This is a genomic window from Vreelandella gomseomensis, assembly GCF_031451645.1.
GTDB lineage: Bacteria > Pseudomonadota > Gammaproteobacteria > Pseudomonadales > Halomonadaceae > Vreelandella > Vreelandella gomseomensis.
Genome location: NZ_JARWAI010000004.1, coordinates 116,286 through 138,048, shown reverse-complemented (window position 1 = coordinate 138,048; position 21,763 = coordinate 116,286). Strand labels below are relative to the sequence as shown.

The 21,763-nt window shown below is 59.7% G+C and carries 17 protein-coding genes; 13 read left to right on the top strand and 4 right to left on the bottom strand.

Annotated features, from left to right (window positions below):
* Positions 1 to 45 precede the first annotated feature (45 nt).
* Positions 46 to 360: an HP0495 family protein gene (locus QC815_RS06475; protein WP_230447994.1), complete on the top strand. Its 315-nt coding sequence runs from the start codon at positions 46 to 48 to the stop codon at positions 358 to 360.
* Positions 360 to 1,028 carry a lipoyl(octanoyl) transferase LipB gene (lipB, locus tag QC815_RS06470; RefSeq protein ID WP_230447995.1) on the top strand — a complete coding sequence of 223 codons (669 nt, stop codon included), beginning with the start codon at positions 360 to 362 and terminating at the stop codon, positions 1,026 to 1,028. Before QC815_RS06475 ends, lipB begins: the two co-directional genes overlap by 1 nt.
* Positions 1,029 to 1,047: 19 nt before the next feature.
* On the opposite strand, the gene lipA is transcribed toward lipB, so the two are convergent.
* Both lipA and QC815_RS06460 read right to left on the bottom strand, forming a co-directional pair.
* Positions 1,048 to 2,100: a lipoyl synthase gene (gene lipA / locus QC815_RS06465; RefSeq protein WP_230447996.1), complete on the bottom strand. Its 1,053-nt coding sequence runs from the start codon at positions 2,098 to 2,100 to the stop codon at positions 1,048 to 1,050.
* A 132-nt stretch (positions 2,101 to 2,232) separates the two neighbouring features.
* Positions 2,233 to 3,210 carry a LysR family transcriptional regulator gene (locus tag QC815_RS06460; protein WP_309767576.1) on the bottom strand — a complete coding sequence of 326 codons (978 nt, stop codon included), beginning with the start codon at positions 3,208 to 3,210 and terminating at the stop codon, positions 2,233 to 2,235.
* A 225-nt stretch (positions 3,211 to 3,435) separates the two neighbouring features.
* Between QC815_RS06460 and QC815_RS06455 the strand changes: the two genes are divergently transcribed.
* The 6 genes from QC815_RS06455 (at position 3,436) to QC815_RS06430 (ending at position 10,964) form a co-directional block, all read left to right on the top strand.
* Positions 3,436 to 5,820, top strand: coding sequence for a DUF3141 domain-containing protein (locus QC815_RS06455; protein ID WP_309767574.1), 2,385 nt, complete (start codon positions 3,436 to 3,438; stop codon positions 5,818 to 5,820).
* A 291-nt stretch (positions 5,821 to 6,111) separates the two neighbouring features.
* Complete coding sequence (topA, locus tag QC815_RS06450) at positions 6,112 to 8,742, top strand: type I DNA topoisomerase (protein WP_309767572.1); 2,631 nt, start codon at positions 6,112 to 6,114, stop codon at positions 8,740 to 8,742.
* Entirely contained in the window at positions 8,739 to 9,200 is a 462-nt protein-coding gene (locus tag QC815_RS06445; RefSeq protein ID WP_230448000.1) for a DUF6586 family protein, read from the top strand. Before topA ends, QC815_RS06445 begins: the two co-directional genes overlap by 4 nt.
* Before the next feature lie 95 nt (positions 9,201 to 9,295).
* Complete coding sequence (locus tag QC815_RS06440; RefSeq protein ID WP_230448001.1) at positions 9,296 to 9,760, top strand: 2-hydroxyacyl-CoA dehydratase; 465 nt, start codon at positions 9,296 to 9,298, stop codon at positions 9,758 to 9,760.
* A 94-nt stretch (positions 9,761 to 9,854) separates the two neighbouring features.
* Positions 9,855 to 10,487, top strand: a complete 633-nt coding sequence (locus QC815_RS06435; protein WP_309767567.1) for a L,D-transpeptidase family protein — start codon at positions 9,855 to 9,857, stop codon at positions 10,485 to 10,487.
* A 213-nt stretch (positions 10,488 to 10,700) separates the two neighbouring features.
* Positions 10,701 to 10,964, top strand: a complete 264-nt coding sequence (locus QC815_RS06430; RefSeq protein ID WP_085919284.1) for an Lpp/OprI family alanine-zipper lipoprotein — start codon at positions 10,701 to 10,703, stop codon at positions 10,962 to 10,964.
* A gap of 119 nt (positions 10,965 to 11,083) precedes the next feature.
* On the opposite strand, the gene QC815_RS06425 is transcribed toward QC815_RS06430, so the two are convergent.
* Positions 11,084 to 12,217: a L,D-transpeptidase family protein gene (locus QC815_RS06425; protein ID WP_309767564.1), complete on the bottom strand. Its 1,134-nt coding sequence runs from the start codon at positions 12,215 to 12,217 to the stop codon at positions 11,084 to 11,086.
* Between the two features lie 68 nt (positions 12,218 to 12,285).
* Complete coding sequence (gene mfd / locus QC815_RS06420) at positions 12,286 to 15,735, bottom strand: transcription-repair coupling factor (protein WP_230448004.1); 3,450 nt, start codon at positions 15,733 to 15,735, stop codon at positions 12,286 to 12,288.
* A gap of 198 nt (positions 15,736 to 15,933) precedes the next feature.
* Here mfd and QC815_RS06415 point away from each other — a divergent pair, with 198 nt between their 5' ends.
* The 5 genes from QC815_RS06415 (at position 15,934) to QC815_RS06395 (ending at position 21,763) form a co-directional block, all read left to right on the top strand.
* Positions 15,934 to 17,397 carry a glyceraldehyde-3-phosphate dehydrogenase gene (locus QC815_RS06415; protein ID WP_309767562.1) on the top strand — a complete coding sequence of 488 codons (1,464 nt, stop codon included), beginning with the start codon at positions 15,934 to 15,936 and terminating at the stop codon, positions 17,395 to 17,397.
* Positions 17,398 to 17,695: 298 nt separating this feature from the next.
* Entirely contained in the window at positions 17,696 to 19,045 is a 1,350-nt protein-coding gene (locus QC815_RS06410; protein WP_309767560.1) for a Na(+)-translocating NADH-quinone reductase subunit A, read from the top strand.
* Positions 19,045 to 20,271 (top strand): NADH:ubiquinone reductase (Na(+)-transporting) subunit B, encoded by a 1,227-nt coding sequence (locus QC815_RS06405; RefSeq protein WP_309767557.1) that lies wholly within the window; start codon positions 19,045 to 19,047, stop codon positions 20,269 to 20,271. Before QC815_RS06410 ends, QC815_RS06405 begins: the two co-directional genes overlap by 1 nt.
* Positions 20,271 to 21,092 carry a Na(+)-translocating NADH-quinone reductase subunit C gene (locus QC815_RS06400; protein ID WP_309767555.1) on the top strand — a complete coding sequence of 274 codons (822 nt, stop codon included), beginning with the start codon at positions 20,271 to 20,273 and terminating at the stop codon, positions 21,090 to 21,092. The genes QC815_RS06405 and QC815_RS06400 overlap by 1 nt, the downstream gene beginning before the upstream one ends.
* A 2-nt stretch (positions 21,093 to 21,094) precedes the next feature.
* Entirely contained in the window at positions 21,095 to 21,763 is a 669-nt protein-coding gene (locus tag QC815_RS06395; protein ID WP_066315185.1) for an NADH:ubiquinone reductase (Na(+)-transporting) subunit D, read from the top strand.

The following is a 21,763-nucleotide window of genomic DNA, read 5'->3' as shown; positions in this document are numbered from 1 at the left end:
ACTGTCGTGGATAGACCTACCATTTGCCAAATCAGTGAGTGTGACATGTCAACAAAAGGTGGACAGAAAGGCTTTCGCGACCTGCGTCAGCCGGCGACGCAAGAGCCGCCCAAGATCAACTTCCCGTGCCCCTACCCGATCAAGGTGGTGGGGGATGCCACCGAGGATTTTCCGGCGCGGGTCTGTCAGGTGATCATTCGCCATGCGCCTGATTTCGATGAAACGACCATGCAGGTCATTGATAGTCGCAACGGGCGTTTTCAATCGGTGCGTGTCACCATTACGGCCACCGGGGAGCAGCAGCTAAGCCAGCTGTTCGACGAGCTGAAAGCCACTGGCCTTGTGCACATGGTGGTGTAATGGCCGCCCCGCCCATCGAGCTGCACGTGCTGGGTCGAAAGCCCTATCTGCCGGTCTGGCAGGCAATGCGCTCGTTGACCGACCAGCGCGACGCCGATACGCCCGACCAGTTCTGGCTGGTCGAGCACGACCCGGTGTTTACCCAGGGACAAGCCGGCAAGCCCGAGCATATCCTGATGCCGGGTGATATTCCGGTGGTGCAGACCGACCGGGGCGGACAGGTGACCTACCATGGCCCCGGTCAGGTGGTGCTGTACCCGCTGCTGGATGTTCGTCGGACGAAGCTCGGTGTACGCACGCTGGTCACCGCCCTCGAAGACGCCGTGATCGAGGTGCTGGCAAGTTACGGCGTGACGGCGAGGGCGCGGCCTGATGCGCCGGGGGTCTATGTGAGTGATGATGCCGGCGAGGCCAAGATCGCCTCACTGGGGTTACGCATTCGCCGCGGGGCGAGCTTCCACGGTGTGGCGCTCAATGTGGACGGGGATCTGTCGCCTTTTGCCTGCATCAATCCTTGCGGCTACGCGGGCATGCCGATGACGCGTCTGGCGGACTGGGTATCGCTGCCAGGTGATCATCAGGTAGGTGAGCAGCTTGCCAAGGCGCTGGCGGGGAAGCTAAAGCGGTCGTTAGTAGCGGGCGTTGAACGGCCACCGCTAACCGAGTAGCGGTGGCAGGGCAATGCAGTTATCCGACGTTGAGCGCCGGGATCAAGTTGGGATCCGGTTCCTGACCAGGCACCTTGGCCGGTGACGCCAGCCCCAGGTTGTTCTTTTCAAACACCCGGTCGGCACGGTAGCTCGAGCGAACCAGCGGGCCCGACGGCACTTCCATGAAGCCTTTCTCAAGGCCGATTTCGCGGTAGCGATCAAATTCCTCAGGTGTCACCCAGCGCTCCACCGGCAGGTGGTTCTTGGTCGGGCGCAGGTATTGTCCCAGCGTCACGATATCGACGCCGATCTCGCGGAGGTCGTCAAACGTCTGCAGGATCTCTTCGTCGGTTTCACCCAGGCCGAGCATCAGGCTGGTCTTGGTGATCACGCCGGGACGATGGCGTTTTGCATGGGCCAGCACATCCAGCGTCTTGCGGTAGCCCGCCCGGGGGTCGCGCACCCGGCTGGTCAGCCGCTCCACCGTTTCGACGTTCTGGGCAAAGACTTCAAGACCGGAATCGGCTACTTGCTCGATCGCTGCTGGCGCACCGTCGAAATCCGGGGTCAGTGCTTCCACCACCACGTGAGGCGTACGCGCCTTGATGGCGCGAATGCAGTTGGCGTAGTGGCCGGCGCCGCCGTCGTCCAGATCGTCGCGGTCGACCGAGGTCAGCACGATGTAGCGAAGGCCCATCAGCTCAACCGATTTCGCCGTGTTTTCAGGCTCCTCGTGATCAAGCCAGCCTTGCGGGTTGCCGGTGTCGACCGCGCAGAAACGGCAGGCACGCGTACATACCGACCCCATCAGCATGATCGTCGCCGTGCCGTTGCTCCAGCACTCGCCCATGTTCGGGCAGTGGGATTCGGCGCACACCGTGCTCAGCCGGTGGGTGGCGACGTTCTTCTTGACCGCCTCAAAGCGCTCGCCACCGGGGATCTGAGCGCGCAGCCATTTAGGCTTGCGATCTAAAGAAGGGGCCTCAGCCTCGGCCTTGCGCTGCTTCATGCCATCTTTGATCACCGTCATGCCGTGCTCGTTGCGGAATTTTTCACCGCTGGGGACACGTGGCGAGGTGTTATTGCTCATAGCGAGAGAGCCTCTCTACTGGGCGGCAGACAACGTCATCTGGCGGGTAAGCCTTGTCTGACGGCATGCCGATTGATACGCAGGTAGTAAGGCTTAATGTAACATAATTTGCCTTTTGCACGACACCGCCGCCTAGTTGCCTGTCATCGGCAGGCAGGCGACTCCATGACTGGGCAGCGGGCTCGGCGGTGACCGAAAATGTTCACGGTGCTCGGCCAGGTGATTACGCACAAAACGCAGGAAGAGCTCGGTGACCGGCGAGGGGTAGCGCTCGCGAGCATACACCGTGCACCAGGAGCGGCGAATGGGAAAATCGGGCAGTGCCAATTCGGTGAGTAATCCCTGCTCGATTTCCAGCTTGACCGCCAGGCGGGGCAGTACGGCGACGCCCAGCTGCGCCATGACCCCTTGCTTGATGGCTTCGTTGGTGCCCATCTCGATGCAGTGGGCAAGCGCAACGTCCTTGTGGCCGGCGAGCTGCTCGAACGCATTGCGCACCCCAGAGCCGGGTTCGCGCATCAGCACGTAGTGGCGGGCAAAATCGCTCAGAGAGGGGTTGGGCATCGAGAGTAGCGGGTGATGGGGCCATACCACGGCAATCAGCTCGTTCTCCAGAATAGGCATCACCACCAGGCGGTCATCCTCGGGCACCATGGCCATGATCACCAGGTCATCGCGCTGTTCGCCCAGGCGCTCGAGGGCCTGGCGGCGGTTGCAGACATGCAGCCGCACGTTGATGTCCGGATAGTGGGCGCGGAATCTGGCCAGCAGGTAGGGCACCACGTATTGGGCGGAGGACACCGCAGTCAAGTTCAGCTCGCCTGAAAGCTTGCCGTTCTGTTCGCCCAGGGTCATCTGCAGACGCGAGAGCTGGCCGAAAATTTCTCGTGTGGAGTCCGAGAGGGTCTCGGCGGCAGGCAGTACATGCAGCGTTTTGCCGCTGTATTTGAACAAGGGTTGCCCCAGGGCCTGTTCCAGCTGGCGAATCTGGGCGCTGACTGCGGGCTGGGTCAGCCCCAGCTCTGCTGCTGCGCGGGAGTAGGAGCGCTGCACGAGCACCGCCTGAAAGACCTGGAGCTGGCGAAACGTGAGGCGGTTTAGCAACGACATGGCGATCCTTGATCCATTGAGGGCGGCATAAAAGGCGACTGCTCGGTGAGAACGTTTTCGACGGCCGATGGTTCAGGGCTGTGGCAACCGAGCACCGGCCATAGGTTATACCAATGAGTCTGCAATAGGCATCGACGTGTCGCAGCGAGTGTCCTAAACTATATTGCGTTGCAGCATCATTGCTTTCGGGTTCGATGCTTCCGCATTAACCCAATGGGAGACTCTATGAACTTCTTCGCTAACCCTCTAATGCCAACTCAAGCTCGCCCGTCGGCAAGCCAAGAGGACGCGACGGCATCCGTGAGCGATGCCATGGCCTCGCTGTTCGACCCTTTCGGGTTTGGTCGTGCCGCCTTTGACTACTGGCGAGACAGCGTTGAACGTAGCGTGCTTTACCTGGATGTGATGCGCGAGCGCGGCAATCAATACCTGGCCCACATGGAACAGACCAAGCCCAGCGTGTTGGGGTTTGAAACCGAAGTGCTGGTGGATGGCCGCACCTTGCCCCAGCCCACCAACTACGAACTATTGCGCGTCATACCGCCCAAGGGGGTAGAAACTGATCCGCTTAGTCGCCCCTTTGTGGTGGTGGATCCGCGTGCCGGGCACGGGCCGGGTATCGGCGGCTTCAAACCCGACAGCGAATTGGGAGTGGCGTTGAGGGCAGGTCATCCCTGTTACTTCATCGGTTTCCTGCCGTTTCCTGAACCGGGGCAGACCGTCGAGGATGTGGTCGAGTCGGAAGTGGCGTTTCTGCGCCATGTGATCGAGCGCCACCCCGAAACCACGGAAAAGCCCATGGTCGTCGGCAACTGTCAGGCCGGGTGGCAGCTGATGATGGCGGCCGCCCTGGAGCCTGATGTCTTCGGCCCGATTCTGATCGCCGGTGCCCCGCTGTCCTACTGGGCAGGCGAGCACGGCAAGGCACCGATGCGCTATACCGGCGGAATGACCGGCGGCAGCTGGGTGACGGCATTGACCAGTGATCTGGGCAATGGCCTGTTCGACGGCGCCTGGCTGGTGCAGAACTTCGAGCGCCTCAATCCGGCTAATACCTATTGGAAGAAGCAGTACCACCTGTTTGCCAACGTGGATACCGAGTCTAATCGCTACCTCGAATTCGAGCGCTGGTGGGGCGGCCATGTGGTGCTGGGCGGCGAAGAAATCCAGTACATCGTCGATAACCTGTTTGTCGGCAATCGCCTGTCGACCGCCCAACTGGTAACCCGCGACGGTCGCCGCATCGATCTACGCAACGTGCGTTCACCGGTGGTGGTGTTCTGCTCGCGCGGCGACGATATTACCCCGCCGCCCCAAGCGCTGGGCTGGATTCGCGATCTGTACGAAGACGAAAACGATATTATCGCCAACGAGCAGACCATCGTTTACTGTCAGCACGATACTACCGGTCACCTGGGCATCTTCGTGTCGAGCAGCGTGTCGCGCAAGGAACATACCGAGTTCACGGCCAACATGGACTACATCGATGTGATGCCGCCGGGACTCTATGAGACCACGATCACCCATGCCGATGATCACGACGAAGGCGAGCTGATCGAGCGCGACTACCTGCTTGAGTTTACCCCCCGCGATTTCGACGAGCTGGACCGTGAGGTCATGCACAAGCCGGAGGACGACCGCCGGTTTGCTACGGTGGCGCGCATTTCCGAAATCAATCTTGGCCTGTACCGTTTGTATATGCAGCCCTGGTTGCAGGCGGTCATGACGCCGGAAGCCGCCCGCTTGATTCGTCGTATGCACCCCATCCGGTTGGGTTACAAGCTACTGTCGGACCGCAACCCCATGACCGTGCCGTTGCCGGTCATGGCCGACCGGATTCGCCTATCGCGTCACCCAGTGGGCGAGGACAACCTGTTCAAGGCCGTGGAAACCATGACGTCGGATCAAATCGTCACCGGGCTCAACGCCTTTCGTGATGCGCGGGATAGCGCCACCGAACGGCTGTTCATGGATATCTACGGCCAACCCCTCTTGCAGGCGGCCGTCGGTCTCTATGGTGACGCGCACGTACACCGCCGTCGTCCCGGCGCTGAGCCCGAGCACCGTCGCTTTATAGAGCAGCGCCAGGAGGAACTGCGCGCCAAGATTGCCAAGGGTGGCTCCCACGAAGCCGTCATGCGGGCGCTGATTTATATCCTGGGCGGCGCGCCGGCCACCGACGAGCGCAACTTCAAGCGGCTACGCGCATCACGGGCGGCTCTTGAGCCCAATGCCAAGCTGTGCGACTTCAAGCGGTTGGTGCGTGAGCAGTTCTTTATCCTGAAGCTGGACCGCGAGCAGGCGCTCAACGCCTTGCCTGCTCTGTTGAAGGGGCAAAGCAACGACGAGATCGACGCGCATATGTCGCATCTCGAAGATGTGCTGTCGGCGAGCGGTGAGCTGTCGGAGCATGTCGCATCACGCCTGACCCAGGTCGGCGAGCTGTTCGATCAGGCCCGCCCGGCTGTCCAGCAGCAGGTGGCGTCAAGCCCGCAAGCCCCGCAGCAGGCGGCCAAGGACGTGGCCGAGAAGCCCGCGGCCAAGCCTGCAACGGCGAGTACCAAAAAAGCCACACCAGCTAAACGCAAGACCCCGCCCGAAGGCGAGTGATGGCGTTGCGCGAGCTCTGCACCCCTGCCGGTCGGCGGGGGTGTTTGCGTTCTGGACTGAGGAATTTTGGGTTGCCGTTGCGCTAGCGGCAGTCTAGTGTCTAGCAACGCCTTGATTGAAAAGCCTGATGCTCGTCACCACCAACGCGACGGTATCCTTGTGCTCACCACTGGCGCTTCGCAATGGGCTGGGGTAGGGTAGGCGCATTTTTCCGACCGCGCGGCTTGTGATGGCTGTGGCGGCAACGTATTCATTGCACCGTCAGCGTGTGCACTAAGAAAGTGGAGCACTATGGGCAAGTCACTGGTCATCGTCGAGTCGCCCGCCAAAGCGAAGACGATCAATAAATACCTCGGCAACGATTTCATCGTAAAGTCGAGCGTGGGTCACATCCGTGACCTGCCGACCAGCGGCTCAGGTAAGGCAGCCTCTGACCCCAAGGAGCGCGCTCGCCAAGCCGCGGCAACACGCAAGATGTCGGCGGACGAGAAAGCCGAGTACAAAAAGCTCAAGGCGCAGGACCAACTGATTCGGCGAATGGGCATCGACCCGAATAACGGCTGGGAAGCGAACTATGAAGTGCTGCCCGGCAAGGAAAAGGTCGTGGCCGAGCTTAAAAAGCTCGCCGAAAAAGCCGACGCCGTTTATCTGGCAACGGATTTGGATCGCGAGGGTGAAGCGATTGCCTGGCACCTGCGCGAAACCATCGGTGGAGACGACAGTCGCTACAAGCGAGTGGTGTTCAACGAGATCACCATGAACGCCATTCAGGATGCCTTCAAGGCACCGGGCGCCTTGAATATTCCGCGAGTCGAAGCCCAGCAGGCCAGGCGTTTCCTGGACCGGGTGGTTGGCTTCATGCTGTCGCCGCTGCTCTGGGCCAAGATCGCCCGGGGGCTGTCGGCGGGTCGCGTTCAGTCCGTGGCGGTACGTTTGATTGTCGAACGCGAGCGCGAAATTCGTGCGTTCATCCCCGAGGAGTTCTGGGACGTGCATGCCGATCTGGCCTCGCCGGAGGGCGACCAGGTGCGCTTTGCCCTGGTGCGCCAGGATGGCAAGGCGTTTCGCCCGACGTCGGAAAAAGACACGCTGGAACGTATCGAACAGCTCAGAAAAGCCAAGCTGTCGATTACCTCCCGGGAAGATAAGCCAACCAGCTCAAAGCCGACGGCGCCGTTTATCACCTCGACGCTGCAGCAGGCAGCCAGCGGGCGCCTGGGCTTTTCAGTGAAAAAGACCATGACCATGGCCCAGCGGCTTTATGAGGCGGGCTACATTACCTACATGCGTACCGATTCCACCAACCTGTCGAAAGACGCGGTGGAAAACGCGCGCAGCTTTATCGGCGAAGAGTACGGGCCGCGCTATCTGCCCGACACGCCCAATCGCTACAGCAGCAAGGAAAGCGCTCAGGAAGCCCACGAGGCCATTCGTCCCTCAAGCGTAGACCGCCAGGCAACCGACCTGGTGGGCATGGAGCGTGATGCCGAGCGTTTGTACGAGCTGATCTGGCGCCAGTTCGTCGCCTGCCAGATGACGCCCGCCGAGTACCTTTCCAGCACTCTGAGCGTTGAAGTGGACGGCTACGAGTTGCGGGCCAAAGGGCGCGTGCTCAAGTTCGACGGCTATACCCGGGTCATGAAGCCCAGCGGTAAAAATGAAGATCAGCGCCTGCCCGATCTCCCCATCGGCACGTCGATGACCCTGGAAGCGCTCGACCCGCAGCAGCACTTCACCAAGCCGCCCGCGCGCTACACCGAAGCGAGCCTGGTCAAGGAGCTCGAAAAGCAGGGGATCGGGCGTCCCTCGACCTACGCCTCGATCATCTCGACGATCCAGGATCGTGGCTACGTGCAGCTGGCGAATCGCCGCTTCTATGCCGAAAAGCTCGGCGACATCGTTACCGAGCGATTGAAGGAGTCCTTCCCGGATCTGATGGACTTCTCGTTTACGGCCCGCATGGAAGATAGCCTCGATGAAGTGGCCGAAGGCGAGCGCAACTGGCGGGGCCTGCTGGATGAGTTCTACGCTGAATTCCGCGACGAGCTCGTCCAGGCGGAAAGCGAAGAAGGCATGCGCCCCAACCAGCCGGTGCCCACCGATATCGACTGCCCCAGCTGCGGCCGCAAAATGCAGATCCGCACGGCGTCCACGGGTGTTTTCCTGGGCTGCAGTGGCTACAACCTGCCGCCCAAGGAGCGCTGCAAGACCACTATCGACCTGATTCCCGGCGAGGAAGCGGTGGCTGCCGATGCCGATGAAGCCGCCGAGACCGACGCCCTGCGCGCCAAGCGCCGCTGCCCGACATGCGGGACGGCGATGGACAACTATCTGATTGACGAAACTCGCAAGCTGCATATCTGCGGCAACAGTCCGGATTGTGAAGGCTACGAGGTCGAAACTGGCAAGTTCAAGATCAAGGGCTACGACGGGCCGCTGATCGAATGCGACAAGTGCGGTGCCGACATGCAGCTTAAATCGGGCCGCTTCGGCAAGTATTTCGGCTGTACCAACAGCGAGTGTAAAAATACGCGCAAGCTGTTAAGAAGTGGCGAAGTGGCGCCGCCCAAAATGGATCCTATTGCAATGCCGGAGCTTGCCTGCCAGAAGGTCGACGATCACTACGTGCTGCGCGACGGTGCGAGCGGGTTGTTCCTGGCGGCGAGCAAATTCCCCAAGAACCGCGAAACGCGCCCGCCGCTGGTCAAGGAGCTCAAGGCGCATGCCGACGAGCTGCCCGAGAAGTACCACTACATCCTCAATGCGCCCAGTGAAGATCCGGATGGACGCCCGGCGCAGATCCGTTACTCGCGCAAGTTCAAAGAGCAGTACGTGATGACCGATGAAGAGGGCAAGGCCACCGGCTGGAAGGCAACCTATGAAGGCGGCAAGTGGCACGTGGAGGACAAGCGCAAAAAATGAGTGATCAATCGCGCACCAACCAGTTGCTCTATCAGGCTGAGCTGCTGGCGGTTTCGACCGCCGAAGATGACGAACACGCCACCGCGCGACGCATGGCGCAGGAAGAAGGCGCGCTCGCCCTGTTTGAGCTGGCGCTAACCTCTTTGTTGCGTGAAGTGACGGAGCATGCCCGCTTGTCACAGCACGAATGGCGTTATCTACTGTCCGACGACGGTCCGGCCATGGCCGAGCTTCAGCGCCTGCGCGATCTCGTCCATCAGCCGGACAGCTGGCTGTTCTGGCTAGTAGAGCAACTGAACAGTCTGCACAGCAGCGACGGTGCGGCCAAGCGACGTGCAGCCAATCCGTCGATGATTGCGGTGAGCGATCAGGCCAGCCTTGGGGATCAGCTCGTGACGCAGCTCAACGCCGCCAAGCGTGAAGTGGCCGCGCTGCGCGAAACCAGCCAGGAGTGGTAACGCAGTAGCGGGCCAGGCCGTGTGAAGCGCGTAGCTGGCAAAAGAGGGGCCTGAAAGACGTGGGCCGGTAAGAGAAGGGCAAGAAGGAAACGACAATGCGCTATAACCAAGTGAAAGATTTGATCGCCTGGGTCGAGGCCTATCATGGTCGCCTCGCCAGTCAGTACAGCGCTCGGGCCGCCGATTGCGAAAGCGAGCGTCTGCAGATGGTGCTCAGCTACCTGGCCGATCATGAAACCCGTATGCAGGCCGGGCTGCGCGCTATTTTCGATGAAAGCCACGAAAAGCGCGAGGTGCTGGAGACGTGGTTCGACGATCCCAGCGATTTTCCCCAGCCGCCCGAGCTCCAGCAACTGGCCGATAAGCCGCTGGGTAACTCCATCGAGGCGGTCATGGAATCGGCGGTCGAGGCGCATCGCACCCTGGAAGCGCTCTATCGCCACCGGGTCAACCGGGCCGTGATCGAACCCGAGGCCGAGTTTTTCAACGCCTTGGCGGAAGGTCACAATGCCGAGCTGCGGCGCATAGTAGCGAGCATCGAAGAGCTGCAGGGCGTTTAATAGGATAACGCCTATTGGAGGCAGCCTTGATGTACGGTATAAAGTTTCTGCCACGGCAATATGCCGTTACCCATTTCCTGTGTGAGAGCCTTGCATGAAGCCGTTTACCCGTCGCCATTTCCTGGCCTTGGCCATGGGGTTTCCTGCGGCTGCCAGTGCGGCAGCCAAGGTTACGCTAGCGTCTGAAGCCTTCCCTGACCTGGTGGCGGATCAGCTGCAGCGCGCTGCAAGGCCGCGCGAGCCCGGTGAGCAGTGGGTGCTGATTGACGATAAGGCAGCGACACTCACCGTTTATCGTGGCAATAGCGTGGTCGAGGCGTTCCGTCCGGTTTCCCTCGGTCGCGGAGGCGCACGCACCCAGCGGCTGCGTGGTGGCAACGCCACGCCGCTGGGTGAGTTCCGCATCAATCGTTTCAATCACGACAGCAAGTGGCACATCTTCATGGGGGTCAATTACCCGACCCCGACCCATGCGCGCATGGCGTTACAAGACGGCACCTACTCTCAGGCCGATTACGATGCCTACTTCGATTACTACCGACGTCACCGGCAGCCCCCTCAGGATACCGTGCTGGGCGGCGCCATTGGCATTCATGGCCTGGGCGAGGCCGATCCAGAGATTCATGGCCGCTATCACTGGACGCAAGGCTGTGTCGCGGTGACCAATTCGCAAATCGAGCGCCTTACCGAGCTGGTCGAGGTTGGCACCCGCGTGGTGATCCGCTAAGCTGGTGTTGCAGAAGGAAGTTCGAGGCTTTACACGAGTGGCTATAGACAAGCGTTGTGGACTATTATAAAACAGCGTTTGGCTCACGTGCTTTGCGGCACAAGTCACTGTCAAGAACCTGCACCGCAGGTAGACAAATTCAGACTCGTTTCGTAGCCTGATGTTTGTCATACCCTTAAACGTTGTACCCAAGGAAGATCCAAGGAGAACACGATGACTTTTAAGACAACTCTGAAGATGTCTGCTGCTGCCGCTTCACTGGCCATCCTGGCTGGTTGTGCGTCTACCGGCGCACTGGAAGAAGTTCGCATGACAGCTGAATCAGCACAAGCTGATGCCGCTGAAGCACGTAGCATGGCTTCTCAAGCTCTGAACACTGCCAACCAGGCTCAGCGCGACGCGCAAGCAGCCCTGCAGATGTCCGAGCAGAACCGTGCTGAAATGGAGCGCATGTTCGAGCGTTCCATGCAGAAGTAATATGACTTAGCAGTTGTGAGAGCCAAGTTCTTCACAACGACTAGGCATGCAAAAAACCCCGCTTCGGCGGGGTTTTTTGTGGCTGGCGTTTGCTGGCCGATGCGTTGGCAATGAGAGGCTTACGCCTCGTCATCGTCACTGGATGCCTTGGTCAGTTCAAGCTCTTCAAAGATGCCCTGCTCAAGGGGGGAAGGCTCCTCCGGCTCAGGGGCAGGCGCCTGAGGGCCGTACAGAGCGATAAACTCACCGTTGGGCGACTCTACCGCATGCCTTATCTGGGCGTAGTCAACCGGCACCTTGTCGTCGGTGAGTTCGGAAACACGCTTGAGGGCTTCTAGCAGCGGCTCGAAATCATCCAGGTTTTCTTCGAGCTGCGGGTAGGACTGCACAAACAGCGTGCCGTCAGACGCCCAGCCAGCCTTGAACGGCGCGTCAATCAGGTTCACGGGGGTGCCGCTTGGGACCCGCTCGTAGAGCGATTCGATATCTTCCGGGTACATGCGGATACAGCCCCGGCTGACGCGCATTCCCACGCCGTCCGGGCGGTTGGTACCATGAATCAGGTAGCTTGGCAGGCCGAGCAGAATCGCGTGGCGGCCAAGCGGATTGTCGGGACCTGCGGGTACCACCGAGGGGGCAGGTTCGCCACGTTCGGCGGCTTCCCGCCGCATGGAGGCGGGTGGCGACCAGGCCGGATCCTTCACCTTGATGGTGGTTTTGGTCTTGCCGACCGGCGTGGCAAATTCCTCGCGACCTACGCTCACTGGATATGTCTCGACGATGCCAGGCTTGTCGGCAGGGTAGTAGTAGAGACGCAGTTCCGACAGGTTGATCACAATACCTTCGCGTTCAACCGGCGGCAGAATGTAGCGGGACGGAATGACGACTTCCGTGCCTTCCCCCGGCACCCAGATACTGACATCGGGGTTGGCCATGCGAATTTCTTCGTAACCGATATTGTGCCGCCGCGCGATATCGATCAGCGTGTCTTCAGGATTCTCGACAGTGACGGTATAGCGCTCACCAATCACATCGCCTTCTTCGGGCAGGCGAAACTCGCCGCGAGGAAGGTTGTTGGGCGACTTCACCGCTACCAACTCGGCGCTTTCAATGGCCGTTTCGCTGACTTCGAGGGTAGTGTCGTTCGACGACTCGTCGTCCGATTGCGCCATCACAGGCGCCGACAGGCTCGCCGCTAGCAGCACCGCAAGGCTGGTAGGGCCCCAGCAGAAAAGAGTATGACGAATGTTCATGGGTGTTCCTAATCAGTGAATACATCGCTGGTTCTGGCGATGGCAATAGGCGCAGTTTGCCGCAACCCTTACGCGGCCGCCACTTTTTGATTGAGTGTGGTTAACAGTGACTCGATATGCTCAAACCGCTGGTCGATCGTTTCCATGTCAAATTCGAAGCGTAACGTATCCGAGCCGTCAAGCCGGTAGTGTTGGGGCGACGTCTGGATGAGCGTCACCAGGGTATAGGGATCCACCTGGGTGTGGGTATCGAAGATGATGCGGCCACGTTTCTCGCCTGCTTCCAGGCGCTTGATGCCGAGCTGCTCGGCACGCTGACGCAGCCGCGTCTGGCGGATGAGGTGCTTGACCGGCGCGGGCAGGAGGCCAAAACGGTCGATCAATTCTACCTGCAGCTCCTTGAGCTCGGTGTCGCTTTGGGTATTGGCGATGCGCTTGTACATCACCAGCCGCTGCTGGACATCATGGATATAATCGTCGGGAATCAGCGCCGGCAGGTTGAGGCTGATTTCGACGCCGCTATCGAAGGGGGCGTCGATATTGGGTGTCTTGCCCGCGCGAATGGCCTTCACCGCACGATCCAGCATTTCCATGTACAGGGTATAGCCAATGGTTTCCATTTGGCCGCTTTGCTCGTCGCCCAGCAGCTCCCCCGCGCCGCGGATTTCCATGTCGTGGCTTGCCAGGGTGAAGCCGGCACCCAGGTCGTCGGAGGCGCTGATCGCGTCCAGGCGTTTTTTGGCATCGCGTGTCATCACCTTGGGCGTCGGCGTCAGCAGGTATGCGTAAGCCTGGTGGTGGCTGCGACCCACCCGCCCGCGCAGCTGGTGCAGCTGGGCCAGGCCAAATTTGTCGGCCCGCTCGATGATGATGGTGTTGGCGCTGGGCACGTCGATACCGGTTTCGATAATGGTCGAGCAGACCAGTACGTTGAAGCGCCGGTGATAAAAATCGGACATCACCCGCTCGAGGCTGCGCTCGGGCAGTTGTCCGTGAGCGACCGCCACGCGGGCTTCCGGCACCAGGGTGCGAATGCGCTCGGCGGCATTCTCGATGGTCTTGACCTCGTTATGCAGGAAGTATACCTGGCCGCCGCGCAGGATTTCCCTCAACAGAGCTTCCTTGATCACGCCGTCCTGATGCTGCTGGACAAAGGTCTTGACCGACAGGCGTCGCGCCGGCGGCGTGGCGATGATCGACAGGTCGCGAATGCCGCTCATCGCCATGTTCAAGGTCCGGGGGATCGGCGTGGCCGTCAGCGTGAGAATATCGACTTCGGCTCGCAGGGTCTTGAGTTTCTCTTTCTGGGCAACGCCAAAGCGGTGCTCCTCATCGATGATCAGCAACCCCATCTTGGGCAGCGCGACGCTGTTGGCCAGCAGCTTATGGGTGCCGATGACGATATCGGTCTGGCCGTTTTTGATGTCGTCGAGCGTCTTGCTCATCTCCTTGCCATGGGTAAAACGCGAAATAAGGCCGATATTGACCGCCGTGTCGGCGAAGCGGTCGCGGAAGTTCTCGAAGTGCTGGCGTGCCAGCAGAGTGGTGGGCACCAGCACAACGACCTGACGCCCCGACTGCACGGCCAGAAAGGCGGCGCGCATGGCGACTTCGGTCTTGCCGAACCCAACGTCGCCACAGACGACGCGATCCATGGGCTGGGGCGAGGTCATGTCATTGATGACCGCCTCGATGGCCGCCTGCTGGTCGGGGGTCTCTTCGAACGGGAAGTTGCCCGCAAAACGGGCGTAATCATCGCTGGGCGCTTCGTACACCACGCCTTCCTGTGCTTCGCGACGGGCATAGATGTCGAGCAGTTCCGCTGCGGTGTCGCGAATTTTCTCGGCGGCTTTTTTGCGGGCTTTTTCCCACTGGTCAGAGCCGAGCTTGTGCAGCGGAGCCAGTTCGTCATCGGCACCACTGTAGCGGGAAATCAGATGAAGGCTATCCACCGGGACATAAAGCTTGGCCCCGTCGGCGTATTCCAGCGCCAGAAACTCGTTGGCCTGGCCGCCGGCCTCCAGCGCTTCGAGGCCGATGTAGCGACCCACGCCGTGGGCCTGGTGTACCACCGGGGCGCCTTTGCGCAGTTCTGAAAGATGGCGAACGGCAAACTCGTTATCGTCGGTGGCCTTTTCACGGCGGCGGCTCTGGCGTACCACGTCGCCGAACAGCTCCGTTTCGCTGATCACCGCCAGGGGTGGTTCGGTCAGCCACAGGCCGCTGTCGATCAGTCCTTCGGTAATCGCAATGGGCTGATCGCCCTCGAGAAACGCCTTAAAGCTGTCGACGTGGGGAATCTTCAGCGACAGCGGCGTCAGCAGTTCCTCCAGGGCTTCGCGTCGCCCCCGGGACTCGGCCACCAGCAGAACGCGGGAGGCGTCCTCGCGCTGGAGAAAATCGGCCAGCTCGCCGAGCGGGCGCTTGGCGCGAGGATTTACCGCTAAGGGCGGCAGTGCCTGGGCCATGGGCGCTAGCGCATGGCGCTGGTCGGGGTCGTCGGTCAGCTCGACTCTCGGGCGCTGCTTGATCGCCGCGAACACGTCGCTGACCGGGAAGAAGGCGCGGTGGGGCGGCAGCAGCGGCCGCGTGGGGTCGACGCCCAGGTTGGCGTAGCGGCTTTCAATTGCCTGCCAGTGCTGTTCGGCCGCCTGATAGACCTCGGGTAGCATGGCGACCCGCGTGTCCTTGGTGAGGTGGTCGAACAGGGACGCTGTCTGTTCGAAAAACAGCGGCAAATAGTGTTCGAGTCCCGGCGAGGGGATGCCCTTGAGGGCATCGTTGTACAGCGGGCACTGACGCGGATCGACATCGAAAAGTGTCTCGAACTGCTCGCGGAAGCAGGCAATCGACGACCGGCTCAGCGAGTACTCGTGGGCGGGCAGCAGTTCGATGGCGTCGAGCTTGTCGGTAGAGCGTTGGCTGCCCGGGTCAAAATGCCGCAGGGTATCGATTTCGTCGTCGAACAGGTCGATCCGGATGGGCGCGTCCATGCCCATGGCAAACAGGTCGATCAGGGCGCCGCGCATGGCGTATTCGCCGGGTTCATAGACGGTTTCCACCGCTCGGTAGCCGGCCCGGGAGAGGGCCTCGCGGAACGGTTCGCGGTCGAGTTTGTCGCCCACGCTCAGGGTCAGCACGCGCCCGGCAATGTAGTCGACCGGCGGCAGGCGCTGCATCAGCGTATTGATGGGCACCAGAACAAGTCCCCGCACGCCGTCCTGCAGCTGTCTCAGCGTGCGCAGTCGTGCCGACACGATATCCTGATGGGGTGAAAAGCTGTCATAGGGCAGCGTTTCCCAATCGGGGAAGGGCAGTACCGGCACATCGCTGTAAAACGACAGGTCTTGCTCCAGACGCTGGGCGCTGGCGGTGCTTGGGGTGATCACCAGCAGTGGGGCGTCAGCGGCGAGCCGAGCCAGGGCCAATGCGGCGGCGCTTCCGGGGGGCGACGTCCAGTAAAGCGTGTCGCGCGCGCCCTCGGGCTGGGGCGGAGCAAGTAAAGAAAAAGTGGGCATAATAAAGATGTCGTTCTGCGCTGAAACGGAGCCTAGATCATACACGATCATCGCTTTCAGGCAGAACCAGCGCGCTTGTAGTCAGGCGGCCATTTGTGTAATCCCCCTACATCGTCTGCGACTATCCAGGCATTGCGGCCTATTAAGCGGCTAAGGATAATACACTTGAAAATTATTCATTACTTAATGAGGCCGCACGTGAGTCAGCAAACGCTCGATAACGTTTTTCAAGAATGGCAAAGCAACGAAGCTCTGGCGGAGCAGATGATTCCCTTGATTGGTCGTCTATACCGTCAGCACAATGTTGTGGCGACCATGTACGGGCGTTCGTTGATCAATCAGTCGGTCATCCGCATCCTCAAGGATCACCGTTTCGTGCGCAAGATCGAAGGCACGGAACTGTCTGTCGAGGATACTTACCCGATCGTCAAAACCCTTTGCGAGCTTAACCTCGGCCCGGCTCACGTCGACGTCGGCAAGCTGGCGGTCATGCTCAAACGCCAGGGCGGTGGCGATGTCGATGCTTTTCTGCGCAAGGAGCTTCACCAGATCGTCGACGGCTACCAGCCGGGCGCGAGCAAGGGCGAGCCCAAGGACGTGGTGCTTTACGGGTTTGGCCGCATCGGCCGTCTGCTGGCTCGGGTGCTGATCGAGAAAGCCGGCGGTGGCAACCTTTTGCAGCTTCGCGCCATTGTCGTGCGCGGGCGGGGTGATGTGGCCAAGGATCTCGAGAAGCGCGCCAGCCTGCTACGCCGCGACTCGGTTCACGGGCCTTTCGACGGCACTATCGTGGTCGACGCCGAGGCGCGCACCCTGACGGTCAACGGCAATGTGGTTCAGGTGATCTACGCCGATAGCCCCAGCGAAATCGACTACACCGATTACGGCATCGATAATGCGGTCATCGTCGATAATACCGGCATGTGGCGCGACGAAGCGGGTCTTGGCCAGCACGTGGCATGCCCCGGCGCCTCCAAGGCCCTGCTGACTGCGCCTGGCAAGGGTGACATCAAGAACATCGTGTACGGCATCAACCACGAGGCGATCACCGAGCAGGATCGCATCGTCTCGGCGGCGTCTTGCACCACCAATGCCATCGTTCCCGTACTGAAGGCGCTCAACGACGAGTACGGCGTCGTGACCGGTCACGTGGAAACCGTCCACGCCTACACCAACGACCAGAACCTGATCGACAACTATCACAAGGGCGATCGTCGCGGCCGCAGTGCGGCGCTCAACATGGTGTTGACCGAAACCGGCGCGGCCAAGGCGGCCGCCAAAGCGTTACCGGAGCTTGAGGGCAAGCTGACGGGCAATGCGATTCGCGTGCCCATTCCCAACGTGTCCATGGCGATTCTCAACCTGACTCTGGACAAGACCACCGATGCCGCTGCGCTCAACGACTATCTGCGTCGCATGTCGATCGATTCGGCCTACCAGAAACAGATTGACTTCGTGGATTCGCCTGAGGTGGTGTCGTCTGATTTCGTCGGTAACCGCCACGCCGGGATCGTCGATGCCAAGGCCACCATCGCGAACGGCCACAGTGCCGTGGTCTACGTCTGGTACGACAACGAGTTTGGCTACAGCTGTCAGGTGATTCGCATTCTGCAGCAAATGTCGAACGTGAGCTTTCTCAAGCTACCCAATCAGGCAGGTTGATCGTTACTTTTTTATTTATTGTACAAGAATCGTCCTACGCCACCGCAAGGTGGCGTTTTTGTTCGTATATGGGGACGAAAAACATGTCCACATATACGTCTATAGCACTTTGGGCGACACCAGTTGATGTAGTCATTAGGCTCGCTTGTCTTTATAATACGGTAGATTTTTCGGGGTGGTTCAAGCGTGCTTGAACCTGACTGGTAACAATCTGAACAGAAAACAACAATTCACTGAGCAGACACAAGCATTCGAACCCCTTACCTTCGTATATCCGATCCATCAACTGGGCGAGACTATGATCGAAGTCAAAAAAGGCCTGGATCTCCCCATCACGGGAGCGCCCGAGCAGCGTATCGACGATGCGCGTCCTGTGCGCCACGTGGCAATCCTGGGTACTGACTACGTCGGCATGAAGCCGACAATGGAAGTTCAGGAAGGGGACAAGGTCAAACTGGGCCAACTGCTCTTCACCGACAAGAAAACCGACGGCGTGCGCTTCACGGCACCCGCAGGTGGTGAAGTGCTCGCAATCAACCGTGGCGAAAAGCGTCGTCTGTTATCGGTAGTGATCAAGGTCGACGAGCAGGAGGAGGCGGTCAGCTTTGCCTCTCACGAGCGTGCTTCGTTAGGCCAGCTTGACCGCCAGGTCGTGGTCGATCAGCTGGTAGAATCCGGGCTCTGGACGGCGCTGCGCACGCGCCCGTTCTCGCGGACGCCAGCCATTGACAGCGTACCCGCCGATATCTTTGTCACCGCGGTGGATACCCATCCGCTCAGCGCTGACCCGGCACTGATCATCAATGAAAATACCCAGGCATTTGAAGACGGCCTCAAGGTGCTAACCCGCCTGACCGAGGGCAACGTTTTTCTGTGTACGGGTGCCAACGCCTCCGTTCCCGGCGGCGATGTAGAGGGTGTTACCACCGAAAGCTTCGCCGGGCCTCACCCGGCAGGCCTGGTAGGCACGCATATCCATCACCTGTCGCCGGTCGCGCTGCACAAGAAGGTATGGCATATTGGCTATCAGGATGTCATCGCCTTTGGCAAGCTGTTTGCCGAAGGTAAGCTGGATGTCAGTCGTGTTGTCGCCATCGGTGGCCCGCGGGCCGAGAATCCGCGCCTGGTGCGTACCCGCTTGGGTGCCAGTACCGATGAACTCTTGGCGGGCGATGTAATCCAACCGGAAGACACCCGCGTTATTTCTGGATCAGTCTTTTCAGGTTTTACCGCTGAAGGAAAGCTGACCTATCTGGGACGTTTCGACAATCAGATCAGTTTGCTTGAAGAGGGTAACAAGCGCTCCTTCATGGGCTGGTTGTCGCCAGGCGCCAATCGCCATTCCGTGCTGGGTATCTACCTTTCCAAGATCAAGGGCCTGAGAAACTACGCCCCTACCACATCGACTAACGGGTCGGAGCGTGCCATGGTGCCGGTAGGCGTCTACGAAACCGTGATGCCACTGGATATCATGCCAACGCAACTGCTGCGTTCGCTGATCGTGGGCGACATTGAGGTTGCCATGCAGTTAGGGTGTCTGGAGCTGGATGAAGAGGACCTCGCGCTGTGTACCTACGTTTGCCCCGGCAAATACGAGTACGGTCCCATTCTGCGTGACAATCTCACCATGATCGAGAAAGAGGCCTGATGATGGGAATTCGACAAACACTCGATAACGTCGAGCCGCACTTCCATAAAGGCGGTAAGTACGAAAAGTTTTACCCGCTTTATGAAGCCGTAGATACGATTTTCTACTCGCCCCCCAGCGTGGCCAAAACCACTGCCCACGTGCGCGATGGTATTGACCTCAAGCGCATCATGATCACCGTTTGGATGTGTACCTTCCCGGCGATGTTCTTTGGCATGTGGAACGCGGGCTGGCAAGCCAATACGGCGATCGAGGCAGGCTATGCATCGATGGGTGGCTGGCGCGAAGCCATCATGATGACCCTGGCAGGTGGACACGACCCAAGCAGCCTATGGGCCAACTTCGTGTTGGGGGCGACTTACTTCCTGCCCATCTACCTGGTGACCTTTGCGGTCGGCGGGTTCTGGGAGGTGTTGTTCGCCATCAAGCGCGGCCACGAAGTCAATGAAGGCTTCTTCGTCACGTCGGTGCTGTTCGCACTGATTCTTCCCGCGACCATCCCGCTCTGGCAGGTGGCGCTGGGTATTACCTTCGGCGTGGTGATCGGCAAGGAAATCTTCGGCGGTACCGGCAAGAACTTCTTGAACCCCGCGCTGACCGGCCGGGCATTCCTTTACTTCGCCTACCCGGCGCAGATATCCGGCGATTCCGTCTGGGTCGCTGCCGACGGTTACACCGGCGCGACGGCGCTGTCTATGGCCTTCCAGGAAGGCATGGGCTCCCTGGCCGATACCTTTAGCTGGTGGGATGCCTTCCTCGGTTTTGTGCCGGGCTCGGTCGGTGAAGTTTCCACGCTTGCGATCTTCATCGGTGCGGCGGTGTTGCTGTGGACGCGTATCGCGTCCTGGCGAATCATGCTGGGTGTGTTCCTTGGCATGGTCATCACCAGTTCGCTTTTCAACTTGATGGGCTCTGACACCAACCCGATGTTTGCGATGCCTTGGTACTGGCACCTGGTGGTTGGCGGCTTTGCCTTCGGCATGGTGTTCATGGCGACCGATCCGGTATCCGCCTCAATGACCAACCAGGGTCGTCTGGTATTTGGTGCCTTGATCGGGGTGATGACGGTATTGATCCGCGTGGTGAACCCGGCGTTCCCGGAAGGCATCATGCTGGCAATCCTGTTTGCTAACCTCTTTGCACCGCTGATTGACCATTTCTTCGTCCAGGCCAATATCAAGCGTCGTGTCAAGCGCACGGGCGTACCGGCCGAGGAGACTGCCTAATGGCACAAGGTAACAACTCCATCAAGAAAGTCCTGATTGTGGCGTTTTCGTTGTGCATCGTGTGCTCCGTCATTGTCTCGACGGCGGCGGTCGCGTTGCGCCCCATGCAGCAACTCAACCAGGAGCTTGACCGCAAGACCAACATCTTGAACGTGGCCAAGCTGTATGAACCCGGCATGGACGTCGAGGAGACCTTCAACGAGAAAATTACCGCTCGTGTGGTCGACATGGAGAGCGGTGACTACACTGATCAATTTGATCCAGACACCTTTAACAGCTTCGAAGCCGCGCGGGATCCTGCGACCGGCCGCACGCTATCGGGTGACAAGGACATTGCCGGCCTCAGCCGTGTTGAAAACTATTCAACCGTGTACCTGATTGGCAATGAAAACGATCCGGATCAGATCGTTCTGCCCATTCGGGGTCAGGGGCTCTGGGGCCTGATGCGGGGCTTCCTGGCCGTGGAAGGTGACGGCAACACCATCGTCAGTATCACCTACTATGAGCATAGTGAAACGCCCGGGCTTGGCGCCGAGGTGAATAATCCGCGCTGGCAGTCACAGTGGGAAGGCAAGAAAATTTACGACGAAGAAGGCAATCTTTCGCCGGAAATTCACCTGACCAAGGGCGGCGCCAGCAGCAAATACGAAGTTGACGCGCTTTCGGGCGCAACATTGACCAGTAACGGCGTGACCAACATGCTGCAGTTCTGGCTCAGTGAAGAAGCCTTCGGCCCGTATTTGGCGCAATTCCGCAGTGGTACTTCCCCGGAAGATGCCAACGATACGGATACCAACTTCGCAGACGTTGAGGGGGCCTGATCATGGCGGACGTAAATGCAAAAGGCGTGTTGACCGCGCCTATCTTCAAGAATAACCCCATTGCACTGCAGATATTGGGAATCTGTTCGGCACTGGCGGTAACGACCAGTATGAGTGTGTCACTGGTGATGGCACTGGCGGTTATTTTCGTAACGGCATTTTCCAACCTGTTCGTATCGTTGATACGGAATCATATTCCGTCTTCAATACGGATCATTGTTCAGATGACCATCATTGCCTCGCTGGTTATCGTGGTGGATCAGATTCTCAAAGCCTATGCGTATGAAATGTCCAAACAGCTGTCGGTGTTCGTAGGCCTGATCATCACCAACTGCATCGTCATGGGGCGTGCAGAAGGGTTTGCGATGTCCAACACGCCCGGCATGTCCTTCCTCGACGGTATCGGTAACGGTCTTGGCTACGGCTTTGTGCTGATGGTCGTTGGCTTCTTCCGTGAACTGCTGGGCTCAGGCAGCGTGTTTGGCTTCACCGTGCTGCCGACCGTTCAGGACGGTGGCTGGTACGTCGGCAACGGCTTGCTGCTCCTTCCGCCTTCTGCGTTCTTCATCATCGGGCTGTTGATTTGGGTGCTGCGTTCACTCAATCCCGAGCAGGTTGAGGAGAACGAGTTCAAGATGAAGGAAAACACTCAGCCGAAGGAGGCCGTGTAA

Excerpts from the sequence above, each read along its gene's own strand:
- QC815_RS06475 (WP_230447994.1), top strand. The coding sequence starts at position 46 with ATGTCAACAAAAGGTGGACAGAAAGGCTTTCGCGACCTGCGTCAGCCG.
- lipB (WP_230447995.1), top strand. The coding sequence starts at position 360 with ATGGCCGCCCCGCCCATCGAGCTGCACGTGCTGGGTCGAAAGCCCTAT.
- lipA (WP_230447996.1), bottom strand. The coding sequence starts at position 2,100 with ATGAGCAATAACACCTCGCCACGTGTCCCCAGCGGTGAAAAATTCCGC.
- QC815_RS06460 (WP_309767576.1), bottom strand. The coding sequence starts at position 3,210 with ATGTCGTTGCTAAACCGCCTCACGTTTCGCCAGCTCCAGGTCTTTCAG.
- QC815_RS06455 (WP_309767574.1), top strand. The coding sequence starts at position 3,436 with ATGAACTTCTTCGCTAACCCTCTAATGCCAACTCAAGCTCGCCCGTCG.
- topA (WP_309767572.1), top strand. The coding sequence starts at position 6,112 with ATGGGCAAGTCACTGGTCATCGTCGAGTCGCCCGCCAAAGCGAAGACG.
- QC815_RS06445 (WP_230448000.1), top strand. The coding sequence starts at position 8,739 with ATGAGTGATCAATCGCGCACCAACCAGTTGCTCTATCAGGCTGAGCTG.
- QC815_RS06440 (WP_230448001.1), top strand. The coding sequence starts at position 9,296 with ATGCGCTATAACCAAGTGAAAGATTTGATCGCCTGGGTCGAGGCCTAT.
- QC815_RS06435 (WP_309767567.1), top strand. The coding sequence starts at position 9,855 with ATGAAGCCGTTTACCCGTCGCCATTTCCTGGCCTTGGCCATGGGGTTT.
- QC815_RS06430 (WP_085919284.1), top strand. The coding sequence starts at position 10,701 with ATGACTTTTAAGACAACTCTGAAGATGTCTGCTGCTGCCGCTTCACTG.
- QC815_RS06425 (WP_309767564.1), bottom strand. The coding sequence starts at position 12,217 with ATGAACATTCGTCATACTCTTTTCTGCTGGGGCCCTACCAGCCTTGCG.
- mfd (WP_230448004.1), bottom strand. The coding sequence starts at position 15,735 with ATGCCCACTTTTTCTTTACTTGCTCCGCCCCAGCCCGAGGGCGCGCGC.
- QC815_RS06410 (WP_309767560.1), top strand. The coding sequence starts at position 17,696 with ATGATCGAAGTCAAAAAAGGCCTGGATCTCCCCATCACGGGAGCGCCC.
- QC815_RS06405 (WP_309767557.1), top strand. The coding sequence starts at position 19,045 with ATGATGGGAATTCGACAAACACTCGATAACGTCGAGCCGCACTTCCAT.
- QC815_RS06400 (WP_309767555.1), top strand. The coding sequence starts at position 20,271 with ATGGCACAAGGTAACAACTCCATCAAGAAAGTCCTGATTGTGGCGTTT.
- QC815_RS06395 (WP_066315185.1), top strand. The coding sequence starts at position 21,095 with ATGGCGGACGTAAATGCAAAAGGCGTGTTGACCGCGCCTATCTTCAAG.